The 22,104-nt window shown below is 58.1% G+C and carries 23 protein-coding genes; 10 read left to right on the forward strand and 13 right to left on the reverse strand.

Features of this window, described 5'->3' with window-relative positions:
- The first annotated feature begins 6 nt into the window (after nt 1-6).
- Nucleotides 7-1,155 (forward strand): trans-sulfuration enzyme family protein, encoded by a 1,149-nt coding sequence (locus SPE70_RS22460; protein ID WP_008806488.1) that lies wholly within the window; start codon nt 7-9, stop codon nt 1,153-1,155.
- Here the strand turns inward: SPE70_RS22460 and SPE70_RS22465 are convergent, their stop codons facing one another.
- A complete protein-coding gene (locus SPE70_RS22465; RefSeq protein ID WP_008806489.1) occupies nt 1,156-2,067 on the reverse strand; it encodes a LysR family transcriptional regulator in 912 nt (303 codons plus the stop codon).
- A 97-nt stretch (nt 2,068-2,164) separates the two neighbouring features.
- Between SPE70_RS22465 and SPE70_RS22470 the strand changes: the two genes are divergently transcribed.
- From SPE70_RS22470 to SPE70_RS22480, 3 genes are all read left to right on the forward strand, one after another.
- Nucleotides 2,165-2,767 (forward strand): short chain dehydrogenase, encoded by a 603-nt coding sequence (locus SPE70_RS22470; protein ID WP_008806490.1) that lies wholly within the window; start codon nt 2,165-2,167, stop codon nt 2,765-2,767.
- Nucleotides 2,768-2,853: 86 nt separating this feature from the next.
- Nucleotides 2,854-3,198 carry a hypothetical protein gene (locus SPE70_RS22475; RefSeq protein ID WP_012540552.1) on the forward strand — a complete coding sequence of 115 codons (345 nt, stop codon included), beginning with the start codon at nt 2,854-2,856 and terminating at the stop codon, nt 3,196-3,198.
- A gap of 199 nt (nt 3,199-3,397) precedes the next feature.
- Nucleotides 3,398-3,586: a hypothetical protein gene (locus tag SPE70_RS22480; RefSeq protein WP_016161836.1), complete on the forward strand. Its 189-nt coding sequence runs from the start codon at nt 3,398-3,400 to the stop codon at nt 3,584-3,586.
- 196 nt (nt 3,587-3,782) lie between these two features.
- On the opposite strand, the gene SPE70_RS22485 is transcribed toward SPE70_RS22480, so the two are convergent.
- From SPE70_RS22485 to SPE70_RS22495, 3 genes are all read right to left on the reverse strand, one after another.
- Nucleotides 3,783-4,964, reverse strand: a complete 1,182-nt coding sequence (locus SPE70_RS22485; RefSeq protein WP_008806493.1) for an aminotransferase-like domain-containing protein — start codon at nt 4,962-4,964, stop codon at nt 3,783-3,785.
- Nucleotides 4,965-5,109: 145 nt separating this feature from the next.
- Nucleotides 5,110-6,975 (reverse strand): bifunctional glutathionylspermidine amidase/synthase, encoded by a 1,866-nt coding sequence (gss, locus tag SPE70_RS22490; protein ID WP_008806494.1) that lies wholly within the window; start codon nt 6,973-6,975, stop codon nt 5,110-5,112.
- A 76-nt stretch (nt 6,976-7,051) separates the two neighbouring features.
- Nucleotides 7,052-7,174, reverse strand: coding sequence for a hypothetical protein (locus SPE70_RS22495; RefSeq protein WP_004217169.1), 123 nt, complete (start codon nt 7,172-7,174; stop codon nt 7,052-7,054).
- A 20-nt stretch (nt 7,175-7,194) separates the two neighbouring features.
- Here SPE70_RS22495 and SPE70_RS22500 point away from each other — a divergent pair, with 20 nt between their 5' ends.
- Both SPE70_RS22500 and yghU read left to right on the forward strand, forming a co-directional pair.
- Nucleotides 7,195-7,755 (forward strand): DsbA family protein, encoded by a 561-nt coding sequence (locus SPE70_RS22500; protein ID WP_004150918.1) that lies wholly within the window; start codon nt 7,195-7,197, stop codon nt 7,753-7,755.
- Nucleotides 7,756-7,802: 47 nt separating this feature from the next.
- Nucleotides 7,803-8,669 (forward strand): glutathione-dependent disulfide-bond oxidoreductase, encoded by an 867-nt coding sequence (gene yghU, locus SPE70_RS22505; RefSeq protein ID WP_008806496.1) that lies wholly within the window; start codon nt 7,803-7,805, stop codon nt 8,667-8,669.
- A gap of 72 nt (nt 8,670-8,741) precedes the next feature.
- Here the strand turns inward: yghU and SPE70_RS22510 are convergent, their stop codons facing one another.
- From SPE70_RS22510 to exbB, 5 genes are all read right to left on the reverse strand, one after another.
- A complete protein-coding gene (locus SPE70_RS22510) occupies nt 8,742-9,029 on the reverse strand; it encodes a DUF2623 domain-containing protein (protein WP_002916743.1) in 288 nt (95 codons plus the stop codon).
- A 78-nt stretch (nt 9,030-9,107) separates the two neighbouring features.
- The gene (gene yghX, locus SPE70_RS22515) at nt 9,108-9,995 is read right to left on the reverse strand and encodes a YghX family hydrolase (RefSeq protein ID WP_012967220.1); all 888 of its coding nucleotides are present in this window, start codon (nt 9,993-9,995) and stop codon (nt 9,108-9,110) included.
- Between the two features lie 122 nt (nt 9,996-10,117).
- A complete protein-coding gene (locus tag SPE70_RS22520) occupies nt 10,118-10,612 on the reverse strand; it encodes a TIGR00645 family protein (RefSeq protein ID WP_008806498.1) in 495 nt (164 codons plus the stop codon).
- 140 nt (nt 10,613-10,752) lie between these two features.
- Nucleotides 10,753-11,178, reverse strand: a complete 426-nt coding sequence (gene exbD, locus SPE70_RS22525) for a TonB system transport protein ExbD (protein WP_064170004.1) — start codon at nt 11,176-11,178, stop codon at nt 10,753-10,755.
- A gap of 6 nt (nt 11,179-11,184) precedes the next feature.
- A complete protein-coding gene (gene exbB, locus SPE70_RS22530) occupies nt 11,185-11,916 on the reverse strand; it encodes a tol-pal system-associated acyl-CoA thioesterase (protein WP_004174395.1) in 732 nt (243 codons plus the stop codon).
- A 250-nt stretch (nt 11,917-12,166) separates the two neighbouring features.
- Here exbB and metC point away from each other — a divergent pair, with 250 nt between their 5' ends.
- Together metC and yghB are read left to right on the forward strand one after the other, a co-directional pair.
- Nucleotides 12,167-13,354 carry a cystathionine beta-lyase gene (metC, locus tag SPE70_RS22535; protein ID WP_008806499.1) on the forward strand — a complete coding sequence of 396 codons (1,188 nt, stop codon included), beginning with the start codon at nt 12,167-12,169 and terminating at the stop codon, nt 13,352-13,354.
- A gap of 131 nt (nt 13,355-13,485) precedes the next feature.
- Nucleotides 13,486-14,145: a DedA family general envelope maintenance protein YghB gene (yghB, locus tag SPE70_RS22540; RefSeq protein ID WP_004205217.1), complete on the forward strand. Its 660-nt coding sequence runs from the start codon at nt 13,486-13,488 to the stop codon at nt 14,143-14,145.
- 49 nt (nt 14,146-14,194) lie between these two features.
- Here yghB and SPE70_RS22545 read toward each other — a convergent pair whose 3' ends face one another.
- Complete coding sequence (locus SPE70_RS22545) at nt 14,195-15,094, reverse strand: AraC family transcriptional regulator (protein ID WP_012967218.1); 900 nt, start codon at nt 15,092-15,094, stop codon at nt 14,195-14,197.
- A 196-nt stretch (nt 15,095-15,290) separates the two neighbouring features.
- Here SPE70_RS22545 and yqhD point away from each other — a divergent pair, with 196 nt between their 5' ends.
- Both yqhD and dkgA read left to right on the forward strand, forming a co-directional pair.
- Nucleotides 15,291-16,454 carry an alcohol dehydrogenase gene (gene yqhD, locus SPE70_RS22550; protein ID WP_008806500.1) on the forward strand — a complete coding sequence of 388 codons (1,164 nt, stop codon included), beginning with the start codon at nt 15,291-15,293 and terminating at the stop codon, nt 16,452-16,454.
- 145 nt (nt 16,455-16,599) lie between these two features.
- Nucleotides 16,600-17,427 (forward strand): 2,5-didehydrogluconate reductase DkgA, encoded by an 828-nt coding sequence (dkgA, locus tag SPE70_RS22555; protein WP_044650160.1) that lies wholly within the window; start codon nt 16,600-16,602, stop codon nt 17,425-17,427.
- Between the two features lie 86 nt (nt 17,428-17,513).
- Here dkgA and SPE70_RS22560 read toward each other — a convergent pair whose 3' ends face one another.
- The 3 genes from SPE70_RS22560 to plsC form a co-directional block, all read right to left on the reverse strand.
- On the reverse strand, nt 17,514-19,787 hold the full coding sequence (locus SPE70_RS22560) for a YgiQ family radical SAM protein (RefSeq protein WP_012540546.1): 2,274 nt from the start codon (nt 19,785-19,787) through the stop codon (nt 17,514-17,516).
- Nucleotides 19,788-19,820: 33 nt separating this feature from the next.
- Nucleotides 19,821-21,233 (reverse strand): cell division protein FtsP, encoded by a 1,413-nt coding sequence (gene ftsP / locus SPE70_RS22565; RefSeq protein ID WP_008806504.1) that lies wholly within the window; start codon nt 21,231-21,233, stop codon nt 19,821-19,823.
- An 83-nt stretch (nt 21,234-21,316) separates the two neighbouring features.
- Nucleotides 21,317-22,054, reverse strand: a complete 738-nt coding sequence (gene plsC, locus SPE70_RS22570; protein WP_324726409.1) for a 1-acylglycerol-3-phosphate O-acyltransferase — start codon at nt 22,052-22,054, stop codon at nt 21,317-21,319.
- Between the last annotated feature and the right edge of the window lie 50 nt (nt 22,055-22,104).

Here is a 22,104-nt window from a genome sequence, read left to right on the forward strand (position 1 = left end):
TTTTTTATGTCATCTATCCACACCCTGAGCGTACATAGCGGAACCTTCACCGACAGCCACGGCGCAGTGATGCCGCCGATTTACGCCACCTCCACTTTTGCTCAGCCGGCGCCGGGGCAGCATACCGGCTATGAATATTCCCGCAGCGGGAACCCTACCCGCCACGCGCTGGAGACGGCGATCGCCGACCTGGAAAACGGCACGCGCGGCTATGCGTTCGCCTCCGGGCTGGCCGCCATCTCCACCGTGCTGGAGCTGCTGGATAAGGACAGTCACCTGGTGGCGGTCGATGATGTGTATGGCGGCACTTATCGCCTGCTGGAAAACGTTCGCCGCCGTAGCGCTGGTCTGCAGGTGAGCTGGGTGAAACCCGACGACCTGAAGGGGATTGAAGCGGCGATCCGCCCCGATACGCGCATGATCTGGGTGGAAACGCCCACCAACCCGCTGCTGAAGCTGGCGGATCTCAGCGCCATCGCCGCCATCGCGCGACGCCATAACCTGATCAGCGTCGCCGATAACACCTTCGCCTCGCCGGCGATCCATCGCCCGCTGGAGCATGGATTTGATATTGTGGTGCACTCCGCGACCAAATACCTCAACGGCCATTCCGATGTCGTCGCCGGCCTGGCGGTGGTTGGCGATAACTCCGAGCTCGCGGAAAAGCTTGGCTATCTGCAGAATGCGGTAGGCGGTGTACTCGACCCGTTCAGCAGCTTCCTGACGCTACGTGGTATCCGTACCCTGGCGCTGCGGATGGAGCGCCACAGCGCGAACGCGCTGCAGCTCGCCGAATGGCTGGAACAGCAGCCGGAAGTGGAGCGAGTCTGGTTCCCCTGGCTGGCCTCGCACCCGCATCATCAGCTGGCGCGCCAGCAAATGGCGCTGCCCGGCGGCATGATTTCGGTGGTGGTGAAGGGCGATGAAGGTTACGCCGAGCGCATTATCAGCAAGCTGCGCTGGTTTACGCTTGCGGAGAGCCTGGGCGGCGTGGAGAGTCTGGTGAGCCAGCCGTTCAGCATGACCCATGCCTCGATCCCGCTGGAGAAACGTCTGGCGAATGGCATCACGCCCCAGCTGATCCGCCTGTCGGTGGGGATCGAAGATCCCAACGATCTGATTGCCGACTGGCAGCAGGCGCTGCGGGAGGAGTGATTATTCCGACGCGCGGGTCATTGTCAGCGCGTCGGCCATTCCCTGCTGAAGATGGGCAATAAACTGCGTCAGCTTCGGCAGGGGCCGACGATCCTGGCGCCAGAGCAGATGCACGGGTCTCGGCTGCGGGGTCCAGGCCTCCAGCACCCGCACCAGGCTGCCGCTGGCCAGCGCATCGGCCAGTAGCACCTCCGGCTGCATCAGCAGCCCGGCCCCGGCGATCGCTGCCTGGCGCAGCGCGTAGCCATCATTGCAGCGTAAAATCGCATCGCGTTTCCAGCGCACTTCCCCCTCCATACCCGGCAGCCGCCACTCGTTGCGGGCGGTCCAGACCGTATGGGACAGGCAGAGATGATCGGCGAGATCCTCCGGCGTCCCTGGCGTTCCGTAACGCGCCAGATAAGCCGGCGCGGCGCAGATCACCATCCGATACGGCGCCAGATAGCGGGCCACCAGATCCTCCTGATGGATCTCGCCAATGCGGATCGCCAGATCGACCCCCTCATCCACCAGATCGACCATCCGGTTAGTCAGATCCAGCTCCACCCGGACCGCAGGCCAGGCCTGCAGGAAGGTGGCGGTCAGGGGCGCGATCACGCTGGCGCCAAACGAGGTGGGGGCGCTCACCCGCAGGGTGCCGGCGGGCGCCAGCCGCAGCCGCTCGACCGCGCTTTCGGCGATGGAGACCTGCTCCATCACCCGTTTCGCTTCGTCAAAATAGACCCGCCCGGCGTCGGTGAGGCTCTGGCGTCGGGTGTTACGCTCCAGCAGACGCGTCGCCAGCTGGCTTTCCAGCTGGGCGATATATTTCCCGACCATCACCGCCGACAGCCCCAGGCGCGACGCCGCCCCGGTAAAGCTGCCGCACTCCACCACGGCAATAAACGTCTCCATCCCTCGCAGCTTATCCATATTGCTAACCTCTGGTTAGTAATGTTCTAACTTTTAGCCAGTTTATCCGATATTCGTTTTATTAAAGAATAGCGTCTCACCTCATCAGGAGACAGCCATGAAAATTATCGTTATCGGTGCCAGCGGCACCATCGGTCGCGCGGTCAGCGAAGAGCTGAGCCAGAGACATGACGTTATCCGCGTCGGCCGCACCCGGGGAGATTATCAGGTGGATATCACCTCGCAGGAGAGCGTCGAGGCGCTATTTGCCCAAACGGGCGAAGTAGATGCGATTGTCTCCACCACCGGCAATCTGCACTTTGGGCCGTTAAGCACCATGACCGACCGTCAGTTCAACCTCGGGCTGCAGGACAAGCTGCTGGGGCAAATTCGCCTGGCGCTGATCGGGCAGCATTTCCTGCGTGACGGCGGGTCGATTACTCTGGTCAGCGGTATTGTCGCCCAGGAGCCCATTGCTCAGGGGGTCAATGCCACGACGGTCAACGCCGGTCTGGAAGGCTTTGTGCGCGCCGCCGCCTGCGAACTGCCACGCGGGATCCGCATCAATCTCATTAGCCCCACCGTGCTCAGCGAGTCGCTGGCGGCCTACGGCGACTTTTTCCCGGGCTTTGCCAGCGTCCCCGCCGCCGCCGTGGCGCAGGCCTATCGTCGCAGCATTGAAGGCGTTCAGACCGGCCGCATCTACCCGGTCGGCTACTAGCCTGTGCCGGCCCGCCGGGGCCGGCGCTTACATCAGGCCGTCATTGCAGGTACACTGACGGCTGATTGTCTCCGGCCAAAAAACTGATGTTGAAAAAATTACCTTTTATTATCCCGCTTTTGGCGCTTATCGCGCTGCTGGTCTGGTGGTTCACCCCGCATTACACCGCAGATGAAGAAGCCTACTACCGGGCAGTCTTTTGCATGATCGATCATGACGACAGCCGCCAGTTCCTCCACGATATGCAAAATATCGTCGAAGGGGGAAATTCGGACTATGCATTGCATAAAACCCATTACCTGCCGGCGCTGGGGCAGCGGATGCTGGACACCTGGCGCCAGCTCAGCGCGCAGGAGCAGCAAACACTGGGCGAAGATCGGCAGCGCTGTGGCGAGATATTGCGCGAAAAACAGCAGGGAAAATCATCCTGATGGGGGGCGAAATCGCAGTATATCTTCAGCGTCGAATGAGATTGTGCTGTTGGTAGCCAGATGACCGCCATAAAACACCCCGCTCTTGCGGGGCCGCGATATGACGTTTTTTTCTGCTGCGACATACTATAAAAAGTAGTTGATCTGGTACGAACTAACTCTTATTTTGCTTCTCAGTTTTCAAAATGAGATAAAACTGATGCCAGTCATTATTGCCAGTAGTATTAAAGAAGCCAAAGCATTGATTAACGGTGGGAAATACAGGGAAATTATTCTCAACTTCGATATTGATGCCGATGACTTTTTCTCTCTCGCCAGCCATTCTGCTGGGACAAAAATCTCCATCTCCGACCGAAACGATCGCTCTCCGGTAAAATCAGAAAAATAATTAACCCGCGAGGGACATTTATGTGGTTGTTTATTGGCACCTTTGCGGTTGCTTTTCTCGCATCGCTGATGCTGGTCTGGCTGGATGACCGGATCGCCGAGACAGATTGACCCTGGCGCTGGACGCTAACGTCAGTTCCTCCCGCTCTCGCCGCGAAGGGCTGTGCGCCGTCGTTAAGCGGCGCACAGCAGAGTCATTACAGGGAGGCCGCCAGCCGCTCAACGGCCGTCAGCAACCCGGCCTCAGACACCGTGGAGTAGGAGAGACGCAGAGTACGGGTATCCGGCTTATCGTGATAGAACGCTTCGCCAGGAACGTAGACTACGCCGTTTTCCAGCGTTTTCTTCATCCATTCCATGGTATCGAACGGATAGCGGAAACGCGCCCACAGGAACATGCCCCCCTGCGGGCGGCTGAATTCCAGGTGCTCGCCAAGGCGGCTTTCCAGCGCGTCGGCCAGCGCCACACACTTCTTGCGGTAGTCTTCGCGAATCAACGCGATCTGGTTCTCCAGCCGGTTCATGCCGAGGTACTCCGCGGTGATCACCTGCGAAAGCATATTGGTATGCAGATCCGCCGCCTGCTTGACGATCACCGTCTGCTGCGCCAGCCAGTCCGGCATCACGACCCAGCCGATGCGCATCCCCGGCGCGAGGATCTTCGAAAAGGTCGAGGTGTAGACCACCTGATCTTCACAGCCCAGCTCAACCGCGTGCTGATAGAGCGGGCGTCGAACGGCGTCAGTGAAGCTAATTTCGCCATAGGGATCGTCTTCCAGAATGACGAAGTCATATTTTTTCGCCAGCTCAACCAGGCGACGACGACGCGTCTCGCTCAGCGTTTTGCCGCCGGGGTTGCCGAACGTCGGCACCAGATAAACGGCTTTGACGCGGGTGGTCTCCAGCAGGTCGGCCAGTTGCTCCACCAGCATCCCGTCATCATCGGTGTCGACACTGAGAATATTGGCCTGCGCCAGCTGAAACACCTGCAGCGCCGCCAGATAGGTGGGACGTTCAACGACGATAGTGTCACCTGGATCGAGCAGCGTACGAGCAACGATATCCAGCGATTGCTGCGAGCCGGAGGTGATATAGACCTGAGCGGGAGAACAGGTCACGCCACGGGAGTGACAGATTTCACTCACCGCCTGACGTAGCGGCGGGTAGCCCTCCGTCAGACCGTACTGGAATGCGTCATGAAAACGTTCGCTCATCACCTTCTGCACCGCCAGCTCCAGGCCTTCGGTATCAAACAATTCCGGGGCCGGAATTCCGCCGCCAAGCGAGATCACGCCGGGCAGTTTACTGTGCTTGAGAAGTTCGCGGACGGCGGAGGGCTTGAGTTCACCCGCGCGGGCGGCGAGACGCCGATCGTGCATACTATTTTCCTTTTCTGTCTTGTTGTTGTGTTAATTATCTTCGCTTCGTTGCAGGTGTTCCCCGGCGGCGCTGACCATGCCGGGGCTATCCTTTTCTGTACGTTGTCACCCGGACAGGGGTATGCCGCTACCCGGGTTTCGCACGTCATGCTTTGTCTTTCAAAACGATTAACGGCTCGATATCGCTCTCTTTTTTCACCACCAGCGACGAATCGCCGCGCAGGCAGGTACCGCCGTAGTTACCACCAACGGTAAATGTGCACACCTGAATGTACTTACCGTCCACTTTCGGCAGGCACCACAGCTGCTGGTAGATATTCTTGCGATCGACAAACTGGCCGCTGGTCTTATCCAGAACCTCATCCTGAGGACCGATCAAATCGATATTGTTCCCGCAGCGTCCGGAAATGGGCTTCACGGCATAGCCGGTTTTCGCCAGCTCGTCGTTAACCACAAAATCGGTATCCAGCAGATAGCGATGATGCGGGAACAGCGACCACAGCACCGGCAGAATCGCTTTGTTACCCGGGATCACCGTCCACAGGGGTTCGAATACCAATACTTCAGGACGCAGCAGGACGTCAATCAGCCGCACCTCATTCTGCGGATGTCCGGTACGAATCGGCACCGCCGCGTACTCATCGGCGCTGACTTCGCGCACCTGCTCAATGGCGGTTTCCCATGCCCAGGTTTTCCAGACGCAGTTGACCAGCCGCCCGTCAGCGTCAATCAGCTGGCCGGCAGCGTCCCAGCGCAGCTCATCAAGGCCAAAGAGAATTTTGCTCTCAAAACCGGCCTGGGTCAGCGAACGCTGGATAAATTTCGCGTGGTAATTCTCTTCCAGATCCTTGTCCTGCATGATGTGGACGAAGGGCCGCGCCCGGCTGTGTTTCCACGCCCCCGCCAGCTCATCGAGCAGACCTTCCGCCGGATTGTGGCCGGTGCCGTAGTAGCCCTGCTTCAGCCACTGCTCGAGGATCAGCCCGCCTTCGGTATGGCAGGAGGCGGAGTCGGCATTGTACTCGTACACCTTCAGCCCGCGCTCGTCCATGCAGAAATCCATGCGCCCGGTGATCATATGATGACGACGGCGCTGCCAGGAGAGACGCAGACGCGGCCAGAGGATTTTCGGGATATCAAACAGCGCCAGCAGGTTATCATCCTTCATCACCTTATCGGTGGCGTGCAGATACATCAGGTGCAGCTCGTTAGTGGCTTTGATCAGCTCCTGTTCGGCGCTTTCGCTGATGGTGAAATACTGGTAGGGATCCTGGTTGATGAAATGGCCGTTGGCCGCCACGTAGGCTTTCTGCAGCGGATCTTTCTCGTTCAGCCATTTGCCGCGGAACTGGCCGTTGTTCGGCAGCCGCGCGCCTTTGATCGCCATCGCCTCGCCCGGCAGCACCGGCTGCGGCAGGCTGTGTTCGGTATCGGCGGTCTGGATCATCCAGCCTAAAATTTCGGTATCGGTAAAGGTATCTTTGATGGTGTACCGGCCGGCGTTGACCTCGAGGGTCAGCTCGCGGGTCCACTGCTGGCCCTGCGGCAGCGGCGAGTGAATGACGTTCTGCTCGGCGATACGCACTTTATTGCCGACAAGCTGGGTGATCACCGCGACGTGGCCTGTGTGCTTAAACTCGCCTCCCTTCTGCCAGATCAGTAACGAACCGGCGATGGGCGGACGGCGGGAACCGTTGGCGAAGGCCTGCAGCGGCAAAATATTGTCATTGACCACTTCACGCAGGAAACGCAGGGAGAAGATTTCATATGCCATCCCCACATCGGTAAAGACAAACCCGTAGGTCAGGAACAGAAAGCGGCGTGCAAACTCGACGCACTGCCATTTATGCCCCATATACTCATTGCCGATGTAGCTGCGAAACGTCGCGTCATCCGGGTAATCTTGCGGATTTAAGCTACTGTAATTCGATGAATAAATCGCCACGCCGCCGGGCGCGTAGCCTAACAATGTCCCAAACGGGGCGTCACTGCTTGTCGATCCTTTGCTCATTTAGCCTGACCTCAAATTAATGCAGCCCGGGCAGTTGGCGAAACAAAACTCCCTCTTCTTATCCTGCCGCAGGCACTTACCAGACAGAGGTGTAACGATGATACCACTCATTCGTTTCGCTAATCGTGCCGTTAAGGAAAATAACCCTGCAGCCGGAAACAAAAGTGATATCGTTATCGGTGATATAACAAAAAAACAACGCAACATCAGGAGTCAACAATGAGCACACCCTCGCATCTGAATGCCCAACCGCTGGTCTGGGGACACGGCCCGCGGACGTTTGAGGTGTTCCTTGAGCCCACCTGCCCCTACTCTGTCCGCGCGTTTAATAAGCTCGACGACCTGCTTGATGAGGTCGGCGCCGATAACGTCACCATCAAGATACGCCTGCAGTCGCAGCCGTGGCATCTGTTCTCCGGGGTGATTGTCCGCTGCATCCTCGCCGCGTCTACCCTGCCGCACGGCAGAGAGCAGGCGCATAAAGTGATGCAGGCCGTGGCCGACCATCGGGAAGAGTTTGAGTTTACCGATCACTGCAGCGGGCCGAACATGAACGCCACGCCGCAGCAAATCATTGAGCGCATTGAACGTTACAGTCACGTGCTGCTGGGGGCCGCCTTTGCCCGCCCGGAGCTGCAGGACGTGATCAAGTGGCACAGTAAATACGCCCGTCAGAACGGCATCCACGTCTCGCCGACCTTTATGGTCAATGGCCTGGTGCAGCCGGATCTGGGCAGCGGCGATGATGTCAGCGTGTGGGCCGCGCGGATTATGGCCTGAGGTCACCTGCTACACTTTTTGTACATCCACGAAAAAGGCAAACCAGCATGTCAGAGCAAAACTACCAGCCACCCAAAGTGTGGGAATGGAAGCAAAACAGCGGCGGCGCGTTCGCCAATATCAACCGTCCCGTTTCCGGCGCGACCCATGAACGCGTCCTGCCGGTCGGTACCCATCCGCTCCAGCTATACTCACTGGGCACGCCCAACGGCCAGAAGGTGACCATCATGCTGGAGGAGCTGCTGGCGCTGGGCGTCAGCGGCGCGGAGTACGACGCCTGGCTAATACGCATTGGCGAAGGGGATCAGTTTTCCAGCGGCTTTGTCGATATCAACCCGAACTCGAAGATCCCGGCCCTCAGCGACCACTCCACCACGCCGCCGACCCGGGTATTTGAGTCCGGCAACATTCTTCTCTATCTGGCGGAAAAATTTGGCTTCTTCCTGCCAAAAGATCCTGCCGGCCGCACCGAAACCCTCAACTGGCTGTTCTGGCTGCAGGGCGCGGCACCATTCCTCGGCGGCGGCTTCGGCCACTTCTATAACTATGCGCCGGTGAAGATCGAGTACGCGATCGACCGCTTTACGATGGAAGCCAAACGCCAGCTCGACGTGCTGGACAAACAGCTCGCCCGCGGTCGCTATGTGGCCGGCGAGGAGTACACCATCGCCGATATGGCTGTCTGGCCGTGGTATGGCAACGTAGTGCTGGGCAATGTCTATAACGCGGCGGAGTTCCTCGACGCCGGGAGCTATAAAAACGTGCTGCGCTGGGCGCAGGATGTCGGCAACCGCCCGGCCGTCAAGCGCGGACGCATCGTCAACCGCACCAACGGCCCGCTCAATGAGCAGCTACATGAGCGCCACGACGCCCGCGACTTTGACACCCAAACGGAAGATAAGCGCCAGGCGTAAGGTCTTCACCCTTTCCCGCTGACGGGAAAGGGTTCCCACCACAGGACGGCTCCGCCTGCGAAGCCGTCCTGTTTAGCTTTCCAGCCGATAGCCCGCCAGAAAATAGCGCATCGCCATACCCGACCCACCTTCTTTGAAGAAATCCATCACCATATCTCTGTCAAGGCCATAGCGACGGGTCAGGATCCCCGCCTCCCACGCGCTGAGCTGGCGGTCGCCGGTTTTTTCAAACATGCGGTGCGAGTAGCCGAGCACAAACCCGCGTTTATAGTCGGCGCAAAAATTCGCCGCATGCGCGGCGGTGTCAGCATAGGATGCCTGTAGCCCCGCCATTAAGCCTTTGCCAAAATGATTTTCCATCGCGCCCTCCCAATCGCTGTATAATAAATTATATAGCGTTTTTTTGAGCGAGCGGTAGCGCTATTTATGTCGTTTGCGCTAGCGTAAATACTTCTCAAACCATGCCAGCGTGCGTTGCCAGGCCAGATCAGCCGCAGCCCGATCGTAGCGCGGCGTGGAATCATTATGAAAGCCGTGATTCACGCCCTGATAGAGATAGGCCTCGTAGACTTTATGGTGTTCCTTCAACGCCTGTTCATAGGCGGGCCAGCCTTCATTAATGCCGCTATCGAGGCCGGCATAGTGCAGCAGCAGCGGCGCTTTAATTTTATCGACCTCCTTCAGCGGCGGCTGGCGGCCGTAAAACGGCACCGCGCAGGCTAGCTCCGGGATCGCCACCGCCGCCGCGTTGCTGACGCCGCCGCCGTAACAAAACCCGGTGATACCGACCTTCCCCGTCGCCTGTGGATGCTTCGCCATAAACGCGACCGCCGCAAAAAAATCATTCATCAGCTTCACGGGATCGACTTTCTGCTGTAGCAAGCGGCCTTCATCATCATTCCCCGGATAGCCGCCGACGGCGCTCAGGCCATCAGGCGCCAGCGCGATATATCCCGCTTTCGCGACCCGCCGGGCTACGTCTTCAATGTAGGGATTCAGGCCTCGGTTCTCATGTACCACCACAACGGCGGGCGCTTTGTCGGCTATTTTCGTCGGCGTCACCAGGTAAGCCCGCACTTCGCCGTGGCCGTCAGGAGAGGGATAATGAATATACTCCGGACGGATATCCGGATCGGTGAACGGTACCTGCTCTGCCAGGGCATAGTCGGGCTTCAGCAGATTAAACAGCGCCAGCGCGGTCATCCCGCCGACAGTATATTTCCCCGCCAGCTGGAGAAACTCGCGTTTGCTGATTTTGCCGTGGGCATAGTAGTCATAATACTCGAGCAGCTGCTGCGGGAAATCTTTGGCCGTTAATCGCGTCATCACCTTGCCTCCGTTGTTAAGCGCCCTTTAAGCAAAGCAGAAGCCCGGACATACGCCAGCGCAGAGAAGCAGAAACGGGGGAGAAAAAAGCCCAGCGGCTAACACCGCCGGGAGAGAAGAGATCAGTGTTTCACTTTGTTCAGACGATCGAGATAGCCCATCACAAAGGCCGAAAGGACGAAGGTCAGGTGGATAATCACGTACCACATCAGCTTGTTGTCCGGCACGTTTTTCGCATCCATAAACACCCGCAGCAGGTGGATAGAGGAGATCGCCACAATTGACGCCGCGACTTTATTCTTCAGAGAGGTGGCGTCCATTTTACCGAGCCAGCTCAGCTTCTCTTTCCCTTCATTGATATCCAGCTGCGACACGAAATTCTCATAGCCCGAGAACATCACCATCACCAGCAGGCCACCCACCAGGGTCATGTCCACCAGCGACAGCAGCGTCAGGATCAATTCCGACTCGCTGACGCTGAAGATATGCGGCAGAACGTGGACGATCTCCTGAAAAAATTTGATGGTCAGCGCGACCAGTCCCAGCGAAAGGCCAAAATAAACCGGTGCCAGCAGCCAGCGCGAAGTGTACATAGCGTTTTCCAGAAAGCGTTCCATATAATCCTGTTAGTTAACAAAAAGAAGCGACATTATATCTCAGACAGATAACGTGATGGCAACGCCAGGCCAACACATCGCCGGCAGACGGCCATAAAAAAGGCCGGCGCGCGGCCAGCCTTTTCAGGAACAGAATCGGGTTATTTGGCTTTGACGGTCTCTTCGCCCACCAGCCCGATCTTGAGATAGCCCGCCTGATGCAGGGTATCCATCACTTTCATCATCGTCTCGTAATCGACGGTTTTATCCGCGCGGAAGAAGACAGTGGTATCTTTTTTGCCGGCGGTCAGGCTATCCAGGGCGTTAATCATATTCGCTTCGGTAATCGGGTCGTTGCCGAGGAACATGCTCTTATCCGCCTTCACCGACAGATAAATGGGTTTTTCCGGTCGCGGTTGCGGCTGGCTGGAGGAGGCCGGCAGATTCACCTTCACGTCAACCGTCGCCAGCGGCGCAGCCACCATAAAGATAATCAGCAGAACCAGCATGACGTCGATAAACGGCGTCACGTTGATCTCATGCATTTCGCCGTTATCGTCCAGATTTTCATTAAGACGTATCGCCATAGCCGATCAACCTACCCGTAATTTCTGCGCGCTACGCACCGGCTTCACACCGCTGGCGCTGAGGTCCAGGTCGCGACTTTGCAGCAGCAGCACCTGAGCGGCGACGTCGCCGAGCGAGGCCTTGTAGCTGCCAATCATGCGGGCAAAGATGTTATAGATGACCACCGCCGGGATGGCGGCGAACAGGCCGATGGCCGTCGCCAGCAGCGCTTCCGCGATGCCCGGCGCTACCACCGCAAGGTTGGTAGTCTGCGTCTGGGCGATACCGATAAAGCTGTTCATGATGCCCCAGACGGTACCAAACAGACCCACGAACGGCGAAATGGCGCCGATGGTGGCCAGATAACCATTGCCGCGCCCCATATGGCGACCGACCGCCGCGACGCGGCGCTCAAGGCGGAAACCGGTGCGTTCCTTGATGCCTTCATTGTCTTCCGCACCGGCAGAGAGTTCGAGTTCGTTCTGCGCTTCATTGATAAGCTGGGTGGTCAGGCTCTTCGCCTCAAAGGCGCTGGCGATATCGCTGGCCTGATCGAGAGAGCGGGCTTCCGCCAGCTGCTGCTGTTCACGTTTGAGGCGACGCTTGCTGGCGAGGATTTCCGCCCCTTTGCCGAAAAAGATGGCCCAGGTGACGACCGACGCCAGAATCAGGCCAATCATCACCACCTTAACGACAATATCGGCATGATGATACATACCCCAAACGGAGAGATCCGCCTGCATCAAATTATTACCCACGCTCTATCTCCACGACGATAATCACAAAATCTGCCCACAATAATATCAAAACGACATCGAATTGATAGTGGTTCTCATTAGTATTTACACTGTGCAGCAAATCACGTTTATTTTCCTTGCGCTCACGCAGTAAAAAAGCGGCTTAGCGCGGGCCTGGTAAAATTTTCGCCTGTATCGGCGCCGCGCTGGTACAGAAAAGAAGATTCATGCTAGTTTAGACGTCCAGACGTATAAAAACAGGTTCATCAACATGGCTGATAAACATCTTGATACCGCGCTGGTCAACGCCGGGCGGAGCAAAAAATATACCCAGGGCTCAGTGAACAGCGTGATCCAGCGCGCGTCATCGCTGGTTTTCGACACCGTAGAGGCCAAAAAGCACGCCACCCGCAATCGGGCCAACGGCGAGCTGTTCTACGGGCGTCGCGGCACCCTGACCCACTTCTCGCTGCAGGAAGCGATGTGCGAGCTGGAAGGCGGCGCCGGCTGCGCCCTCTTCCCCTGTGGCGCGGCCGCGGTGGCCAACACCATCCTGGCGTTCGTCGAACAGGGCGACCATGTGCTGATGACCAATACCGCCTATGAGCCAAGCCAGGATTTTTGTACCAAAATTCTCGCTAAACTCGGCGTCGCCACCAGCTGGTTCGATCCCCTCATTGGCGCCGATATTGCCCAACTTATTCGGCCGGAGACCCGCGTGGTGTTCCTTGAATCGCCTGGCTCCATCACCATGGAAGTGCATGATGTGCCAGCGATTGTCGCCGCCGTGCGTCAGGTCGCGCCGGAAGCGATTATCATGATCGATAACACCTGGGCGGCGGGGATCCTGTTCAAAGCGCTGGATTTTGGCATCGATATTTCTATTCAGGCAGGCACCAAATACCTGATCGGCCATTCCGACGCCATGGTCGGCACTGCGGTGGCGAACGCGCGCTGCTGGCCGCAGCTGCGTGAGAATGCCTATCTGATGGGACAAATGCTGGACGCCGATACCGCCTATATGACCAGCCGCGGCCTGCGCACCCTGGGCGTGCGCCTGCGTCAGCATCATGAAAGCAGCCTGCGCATCGCCGAGTGGCTGGCGCAGCATCCGCAGGTGGCGCGGGTCAACCACCCCGCCCTGCCCGGCAGTAAAGGCCATGAGTTCTGGAAGCGCGATTTTACCGGCAGTAGCGGGCTGTTCTCGTTTGTACTCAACAAGCGCCTCAATGATGCCGAACTGGCCGAGTACCTCGACAATTTCAGCCTGTTCAGCATGGCCTACTCGTGGGGCGGCTTTGAATCGCTGATTCTGGCCAATCAGCCGGAGCAAATCGCTCACATCCGACCGGATGCGGAAGTCGACTTCAGCGGCACGTTGATCCGTTTGCACATTGGTCTCGAAAATGTTGACGATCTGCAGGCGGATTTAGCAGCGGGCTTCGCGCGTATCGTGTAAAGTGACAGTCAGTGGCAACAATAGCGGACGCTTTTTAGCAAAGCGGCCGCTTTTGTTGCGCCCGGGATCAAGGTGCTCGGGTCTCTTCAGGAGTACACTAGTCAACAATACGGTACCACTTAGGAAAGTCCATGGTTGTCATTCAAGAGATTGTCGCCGCGTTGTGGCAACATGATTTTGCCGCATTGGCGAACCCTCACGTTGTGGGCGTTGTATATCTGGTTATGTTCGCCACCCTGTTTCTGGAAAACGGGCTGCTGCCCGCGTCCTTTTTACCGGGGGATAGCCTGCTGCTGCTCGCCGGCGCGCTGATTGCTAAAGGCGTCATGGACTTTGTGCCCACTATCGCCATTCTGACCGCCGCCGCCAGCCTCGGCTGCTGGTTGAGCTATGTGCAAGGGCGCTGGCTGGGCAATACGCAAACGGTGAAAGGCTGGCTGGCGCATCTGCCGCATAAGTACCATCAGCGCGCCACCTGTATGTTTGACCGCCACGGCCTGCTGGCGCTGCTCGCGGGCCGCTTTCTGGCATTTGTCCGCACCCTGCTGCCAACCATGGCGGGGATTTCCGGCCTGCCGAACCGCCGCTTTCAGTTCTTCAACTGGCTGAGCGCCCTGCTGTGGGTTGGCGTGGTCACGGGTCTCGGCTATGCGCTGAGCATGATCCCGTTTGTGAAGCGCCATGAAGATCAGGTCATGACCTGCCTGATGATCCTGCCGATTGCTCTGCTGCTGGCGGGCCTGCTCGGCACGCTGTTCGTGGTGATCAAAAAGAAATACTGCAGCGCCTGACGGCCACCTGCCGGGGGGCCTGCGCCCGCCCGGCTTGCCCTTCCCGATATTACATGCCCTGCATCGTGCGAATTCGTGCGGCATCTTCCCCGGGCGTCATACCGAAGTAGCGCTTAAACTCGCGGCTGAACTGCGAAGGACTTTCATACCCCACCCGCATCGCCGCCGCGCTGGCCTTCATGCCGTCATGGATCATAAGCATGCGCGCCTTGTGCAAACGGTAGGTTTTCAAATACTGCAGCGGTGAAGTACTGGTCACCGATTTAAAATTATGGTGAAACGCCGAGACGCTCATATTCGCCTCTGCCGCCAGCCGATCGACGCTCAGGTTTTCGGTGTACTGGCTCTCGATGTGTTTCAGCACGCGGCTTATCAAACTGAAATGGGTCTGCCGGCTGACCAACGCCAGCAGTGCGCCGCCGCAGGGGCCCGTCAGCACATAGTAGAGGATTTCACGGATGATCTGCTTGCCAAGAATGCGCGCGTCCAGCGGACGATCCATGACGTCGAGCAGCCTTTCGGCAGCGCATAAAATATCTTCGGAAAGCACTGCCGAATTTATTCCGCTGGAAGCGACGGCGGGCTGAAACAGCGGATCCTCGCCAATATCCATCAGCAGCTCCTGCAGTTGCAGGATATCGACGTTCAGACGCATCCCGGCGAGGGGCACCTCCGGGGTGGCAAAGGTTTCGCATTCGAAGGGCAGCGGCACGGTCAGCAGCAGATATTCATTTGTGTCGTAGCGAAAAGTCCGCTCATTGATATAACCAATTTTATGGCCGGAAAAGAGAAAAACGATCCCCGGCTGATACATCACCGGCGTCCGGGTACCCGGCTGCGTCCCATACAGCAGGCGGACGTCAGGCAGCAGCGAACTTAACAGTTCGTGCTTATCTTTCAGCTGGTTAATCTTCTCTGTCAATATCTGGCATATCTGTGCGTGTTGCATTGCCACCGCCTCTCCCGATGTTTCTTCACCCATACATTGTGCGCAGGCTGGCGAGAATTCTCCAGCCACATGGAGAAATAGGCAAGACATCGGCAGAAATGTGCATTGAGGGTCAACGGCGCCAGGACCACAATAACCGTCATCTGGCAGCGGTATCGTCCCTGTCGGCGGTTTTACTCTTTTGAGGACACTAGCAATGAATAATTTTGACCTGCATACCCCAACCCGCATTCTGTTTGGCAAAGGCGCGATTGAAAAGCTGCGTGAACAGATCCCGGCGGAGGCTCGCGTACTGATCACCTACGGCGGCGGCAGCGTGAAAAAAACGGGCGTCCTGGATCAGGTACTCACCGCCCTGAATGGCCTGGATGTCCTTGAATTTGGCGGCATCGAGCCGAACCCGTCTTACGAAACTCTGATGAACGCCGTGAAGCTCGCCCGTGAAGAGAAGGTCACCTTCCTGCTGGCGGTCGGCGGCGGTTCAGTACTGGATGGCACCAAGTTCATCGCCGCGGCGGCCCATTACGACGCCGCTATCGATCCATGGGAAATTCTGGAAACTTACGGCAGTAAGATCGCCAGCGCCATTCCAATGGGTTCGGTTCTGACTCTGCCAGCGACCGGTTCTGAATCAAACAAAGGGGCGGTGATTTCGCGGAAAACCACCGGCGACAAACGCGCGTTTATGTCTTCGCACGTCCAGCCACAGTTCGCGATCCTCGACCCGGTTTACACCTACACTCTGCCACCGCGCCAGGTCGCCAACGGCGTGGTTGACGCCTTCGTCCATACCGTTGAACAGTACGTCACCTACCCGGTTGACGGCAAAATTCAGGACCGTTTCGCCGAAGGCATTCTGCTGACGCTGGTGGAAGATGGCCCGAAAGCGCTGCAGGAGCCAGAGAACTACGACGTGCGCGCTAATATTATGTGGGCGGCGACTCAGGCGCTGAACGGTCTTATCGGCGCTGGCGTACCGCAGGACTGGGCGACCCATATGCTCGGCCACGAACTGACGGCGATGCATGGTCTGGATCACGCCCAGACGCTGGCTATCGTGCTGCCGGCGCTGTGGAATGAGAAACGCGATACCAAGCGCGCGAAGCTGCTGCAGTATGCCGAGCGCGTATGGAATATCACCGAGGGCTCCGAAGAACAGCGTATCGATGCCGCTATTGCCGCAACCCGTAGTTTCTTCGAGCAGATGGGGGTGCCGACCCGCCTCTCCGATTACGGTCTCGACGGTAGCTCCATCCCGGCGCTGCTGGCGAAACTGGAAGAGCACGGCATGACCAAACTGGGCGAACATCAGGATATCACCCTGGACGTCAGCCGCCGTATTTACGAGGCTGCTCGCTAATTTAACCCCGCCTGATTCACCTCTCCTTACGTTAAACAAACGTCGGGGAGAGGTGTTTTTACTACCGTTTTTAGCTATTTCGTCCAGACTTAATGCTACCCCTCGGCGGATTCTGCCTCGCCGAGTTCATTAACAGGAGGAAGGCATGACACATCCAACCGTTATAAAACTACACGACGGCAACCTGATGCCGCAGCTGGGTCTCGGCGTGTGGAAAGCTGGCAACGAGGAAGTCGTCTCCGCCATTCATAAGGCGCTGGAAGTCGGTTATCGCTCTTTTGACACCGCCGCCGCGTACCAAAATGAGGCCGGCGTCGGCAACGCGCTGCACAGCGCAGGCGTCAATCGCGATGAGCTGTTCATCACCACCAAGCTGTGGAACGACGATCAAAAACGGCCGCACGAGGCGCTGAAAGAGAGCCTCAGCAAGCTGAAGCTCGACTATGTGGATCTCTACTTAATCCACTGGCCGGTGCCAGCGATCGGCCATTACGTCGAAGCCTGGCAGGCGCTGATCGAGCTGCAGCAGCAGGGGCTGGCGAAAAGCATCGGCGTGTGTAATTTCCAGGTCCCGCATCTGCAGAAGCTGATTGATGAAACCGGCGTCGCACCGGTGATCAACCAGATTGAGCTCCATCCGCTGCTGCAGCAGCGTCAACTGCATGCCTGGAACGCCACCCACAAGATCCAGACAGAGTCCTGGAGCCCGCTGGCCCAGGGCGGTAAAGGGGTGTTCGATCAGAAAGTCATCCACCAGCTCGCCGATAAGTACGGCAAAACGCCGGCGCAAATCGTCATCCGCTGGCATCTTGATAGCGGTCTGGTGGTGATCCCGAAATCAGTGACGCCGTCGCGTATCGCGGAAAACTTTAACGTCTGGAATTTCCGTCTCGACAAAGACGAACTCAGCGAAATCGCGAAGCTGGACCAGGGCAAGCGTTTAGGGCCCGATCCGGATCAGTTTGGCGGCTAACATATAAAAAAGCCGGATAGCGCTGACGCCTATCCGGCTCTCTAACTGGCCCGGTCAGCAAAGCGCTACCGGGCACAACATCAGGCTTAACGCCCGGCGACTTTACCGCGTTTGACCGGTTTTTTCGCCGTCGTTTCACCGTTAGAACGCTGATGTACAATCGGCGTGTGCTTGGTCAGCGCCGGACGGGTATGGCGGTTCTGGCGACGCGCTTCGCGCATCTCATCCAGCGTCGGGGCAGGCACCAGGCAGTCGCGGCGTGAGCCAATCAGGTGCTTTTTACCCATCGCCTCCAGCGCCTGACGGATCAGCGGCCAGTTTGCCGGATCGTGATAGCGCAGCAGCGCTTTATGCAGACGGCGCTGTTTATCGCCCTTCGGCACCACCACCTCTTCGCTCTTATAACCAATCTTGCCCAGCGGGTTCTTGCCGGTGTAATACATAGTGGTCGAGTTCGCCAGCGGCGACGGATAGAAGTTCTGCACCTGGTCGAGACGGAAGCGATGTTTCTTCAGCCACAGCGCCAGGTTCACCATATCTTCATCACGGGTCCCCGGGTGAGCGGAGATAAAGTACGGGATCAGATACTGTTCTTTACCCGCCTGCTTCGAATAGGTATCAAACAATTCTTTAAAGCGGTCGTAGCTGCCCATCCCCGGCTTCATCATCTTCGACAGCGGCCCCTCTTCGGTATGCTCCGGGGCGATCTTCAGATAGCCGCCGACGTGGTGGGTCGCCAGCTCTTTGATATAGCGCGGATCTTCGACGGCGATGTCATAGCGTACGCCAGAGGCAATGAGGATCTTCTTAATGCCCTTCAGCTCACGGGCGCGACGGTAAAGATTGATCGTCGGCTCATGGTTGGTATCCATGTGCGGGCAGATATCCGGGTAGACGCAGGAGAGACGGCGGCAGGTCTGCTCGGCGCGTGGCGATTTGCAGCGCAGCATATACATGTTGGCCGTTGGTCCGCCGAGATCGGAGATCACCCCGGTAAAGCCGGGCACCGTGTCGCGAATGGCTTCGATTTCATTAATGATCGAATCTTCTGAACGGCTCTGGATAATGCGCCCTTCGTGCTCGGTGATTGAGCAGAACGAACAGCCGCCGAAGCAGCCGCGCATGATGTTGATCGAGAAACGGATCATCTCATACGCCGGGATACGCGCGTCGCCGTAAGCAGGATGCGGCACACGCTTGTAAGGCAGCGCGAAGACGCTGTCCATCTCTTCAGTCGAGAGCGGGATTGCCGGCGGGTTGATCCAGATATAGCGTTCGCCATGCTTTTGCATCAGCGCCCGGGCGCAGCCGGGGTTGGTTTCATGGTGCAGAATACGCGAAGCGTGAGCGTACAGGACCTTATCGCCTTTCACCTTCTCGAAGGAAGGCAGCAGCACATAGGTCTTTTCCCACGGTTTGGGCCGCGGCGGCTGCACGGTGATGCTTTTGGCTTCCTGCTTTTTCGGCGCAACCGGCTTGTTATCGGCACACGGCAGATCCTCACCGTACGGATGCGGGATCGGGTCAATTTTGCCAGGCGTATCCAGGCGGGTGGAATCGACGCCGCTCCAGCCCGGCAGCGCCTCTTTCACCATGATGGCGGTATTGCGCACATCGCGGATCTGGTCGATGGTTTCGCCCATCGCCAGGCGATGCGCGACTTCCACCAGCGGACGCTCGCCGTTGCCGAACATCAGCATATCGGCCTTGGAGTCCACCAGCACCGAGCGGCGCACGGTATCGGACCAGTAATCATAATGCGCGGTACGGCGCAGGCTGGCCTCGATGCCGCCGAGGATCACCGGCACGTCTTTCCACGCCTCTTTACAGCGCTGGGTGTAGACCAGGGTGGCGCGGTCCGGGCGTTTACCCGCCACGTTGCCGGCGGTGTAAGCATCGTCATGGCGCAGCTTACGGTCGGCGGTGTAGCGGTTGATCATCGAGTCCATATTGCCCGCGGTCACGCCGAAGAACAGGTTCGGCTTACCCAGGCGCATAAAGTCGTCTTTGCTGTTCCAGTCCGGCTGGGAAATGATCCCCACCCGGAACCCCTGCGCTTCCAGCATACGGCCGCAGATGGCCATCCCGAAGCTCGGGTGGTCGACGTAGGCGTCGCCGGTCACCAGAATAATGTCGCAGCTATCCCAGCCAAGTTGGTCCATCTCTTCACGCGACATCGGTAAAAATGGCGCAGGGCCAAAACAGGCAGCCCAGTATTGCGGCCAGGAAAAAAGGTCACGATCCGGTTGGATCAGGGATATTGCGCTCATATTGCTTCCGGGGGAAATGATAAAAAAATAACCAAAAGGGCGTGGATTATAAGCCGGAATGATAGTGGAAATGAAGGAGGATTTTCTCAAACCCTGACCGTGTTCCGGCCAGGGTTGAAGAGATTACGGCGCGGGATTCACCAGCATCTGGCCGATCGAGCCGCGGTCGGCAAGCTCCAGCGTCTGGCTCAGATACTGGAACGGGAAGTGCGGCCACGACGGCTGAGCATAGTAGACCAGCAGTTCAACCTGCCCGTCGACCCACACGGTGTCCTTCCAGCCGCGATCTTCCGGGAAGGGCGACGAGCCGTTGACGTTACGGATCTGGAACATCACCCCTTCAATATGGAACGACTGCGGGCGGTCGGCGCGCACCGTCCAGCGCTCCCAGGTCCCCTGTTGCGCCGTGATATCGATACGCTGCGGATCCCACAGCTGGCCGTTGATGCCCGGATCGTCGCCAAGGGTGATATCCCGGCTGCGGATCGGCGTGCCGGAGAGCAGTTCGGTCGGCAGCAGACGCACCGGCAGACTGTCGGTGACCAGCGGCAGCAGTCCGGTCGGGCGCAGGGTCAACACCAGCGTGGAGACCAGAATACTTGACGGTTCAAAAAAGCCGCGGATACGGTCGACAATACTCGCCGCTTCTCCGCAGGTAATGGACACTTCATCGCCGTTGGTCATATCGACCAGAATTTCACGCCGTTCCCCCGGCCCCAGCGACAGCTGCTTGAGCGAGACCGGCGCCGGCAGGAACCCCTGGTCGCCGGAAATCACATGCAGCAGTCGGCCATCGCTCATCTGCAGCTGATAGCGCCGGGAGTTGGAGGCGTTCAGCAGGCGCAGGCGCACCCAGCCGCGCGACACTTCGACATAGGGGCTCTGCACGCCGTTAACCAGCAGCGTATCGCCAACGAAGCCGCCGCTCCCCGGTTCGCTATATTCCGGCGTGCCGAAGTTATCCAGCCGCTTGTCCTGAATAATCACCGGGAAGTCATCAACGCCGTAGTGGTTAGGGATTGGCAGGTTCTTGCTGACCTCATCTTCCACCAGCCACATGCCGGCCAGGCCGTTGTATACCTGCTTCGCCATCCGGTTCGGCGTGTTGGCCTGATACCACAAGGTGGCAGCGCTCTGGCGGATAGGCAGCACCGGCGCCCAGTCGGCGTTCGGCGACATCATACGCGCCGCGCCGCCGATCAGCGGGCCAGGCACCTGCAGACCGCGGATGGTCATCGCGACATTCTCAGTCAGACGGTTGCTGTAGATAAGCTTGACGTCGTCCCCGCTCCAGACGCGGATCGTCGGCCCCATGTAGCGGCCATTGATCCCCCAGACGGGGGCGCGAGTGCCTGGCGTAAACGACCAGTGCGAACGCTGCAGCGTCAGAAACAGCGGCTGACCGCGACGCGATTCCAGCAGCGGCGGAACCGGCAGCGCAAGCTGCTGGCCGGCGGCATGGGCTTTCAGCGGCGCGGCGCCAGCGCACAGCGCTACGCCGGAAGCCTTAATAAACTGACGCCGACTGAGTGACATATTAACTCCATGACATACTGACAAATGAAAAAGGGAATTCGTTTCCCGCCAGCAATACGCGCGCGTTGGCGGCGTTTCCTGTCTTATGACTTTTTAGCCGCTTCGCGCGCGGCCACTTCGTTGTCCAGCTCAGCAATTTTGGCGGCCATCAGCTCGCGGCAATGCGTCGCCAGCGCGCGCACGTTGTCTTTACCGAACTGGCTGGTATCCACCGGCGGCAGCATCTCAACAATCACCAGACCGTTGTTCCAGCGGTTGAGCTTAATTTTGTTCGATGTGTTGGACACGCACACCGGAATAATCGGCACTCCGGCGGCGATCGCCGCGTGAAAGGCGCCGGTTTTAAAAGGCAGCAGGCCGCGGCCGCGACTGCGGGTCCCTTCCGGGAACATCCAGAACGAAATTTTACGCTTTTTAAAGGCATTCACCACTTCAGCAATGGTGCCATGCGCTTTGGTTCGGTTATTACGGTCAATCAGCAGGTTGCCCGTCAGCCAGTAGAGCTGGCCAAAGAACGGGATCCACAGCAGGCTTTTTTTACCTACGGTGACCGTCGGCGGCTGCACGATGTTCGACGCCGTCACCATATCATAGTTGTTCTGGTGGTTAGCGATGTAGATCGCGTTGCCATAGCTTTCCACATCAGCAGGTTTGCGCAGTTCCACCTTCAGGCCAAATACCGGAGATAAGCGGCCAAACAGATGGCCGAAAGTGGCAACATGTTTTGGATTACGCGGGCTGAACAAGCAGTACAGACAGCCAAGTATGCACACCACGATGCAATAAATGACCACGAAAATTACTCGAAAAATGAATAGCATAGCTACCTCTAAAACCCAAACCGCTTAGAATTATTCGCTGCTGACAGAAG

The sequence above is a fragment of the Klebsiella sp. ZJOU C1 genome, from assembly GCF_035620215.1.
Classification (GTDB): Bacteria; Pseudomonadota; Gammaproteobacteria; order Enterobacterales; family Enterobacteriaceae; genus Klebsiella; species Klebsiella variicola.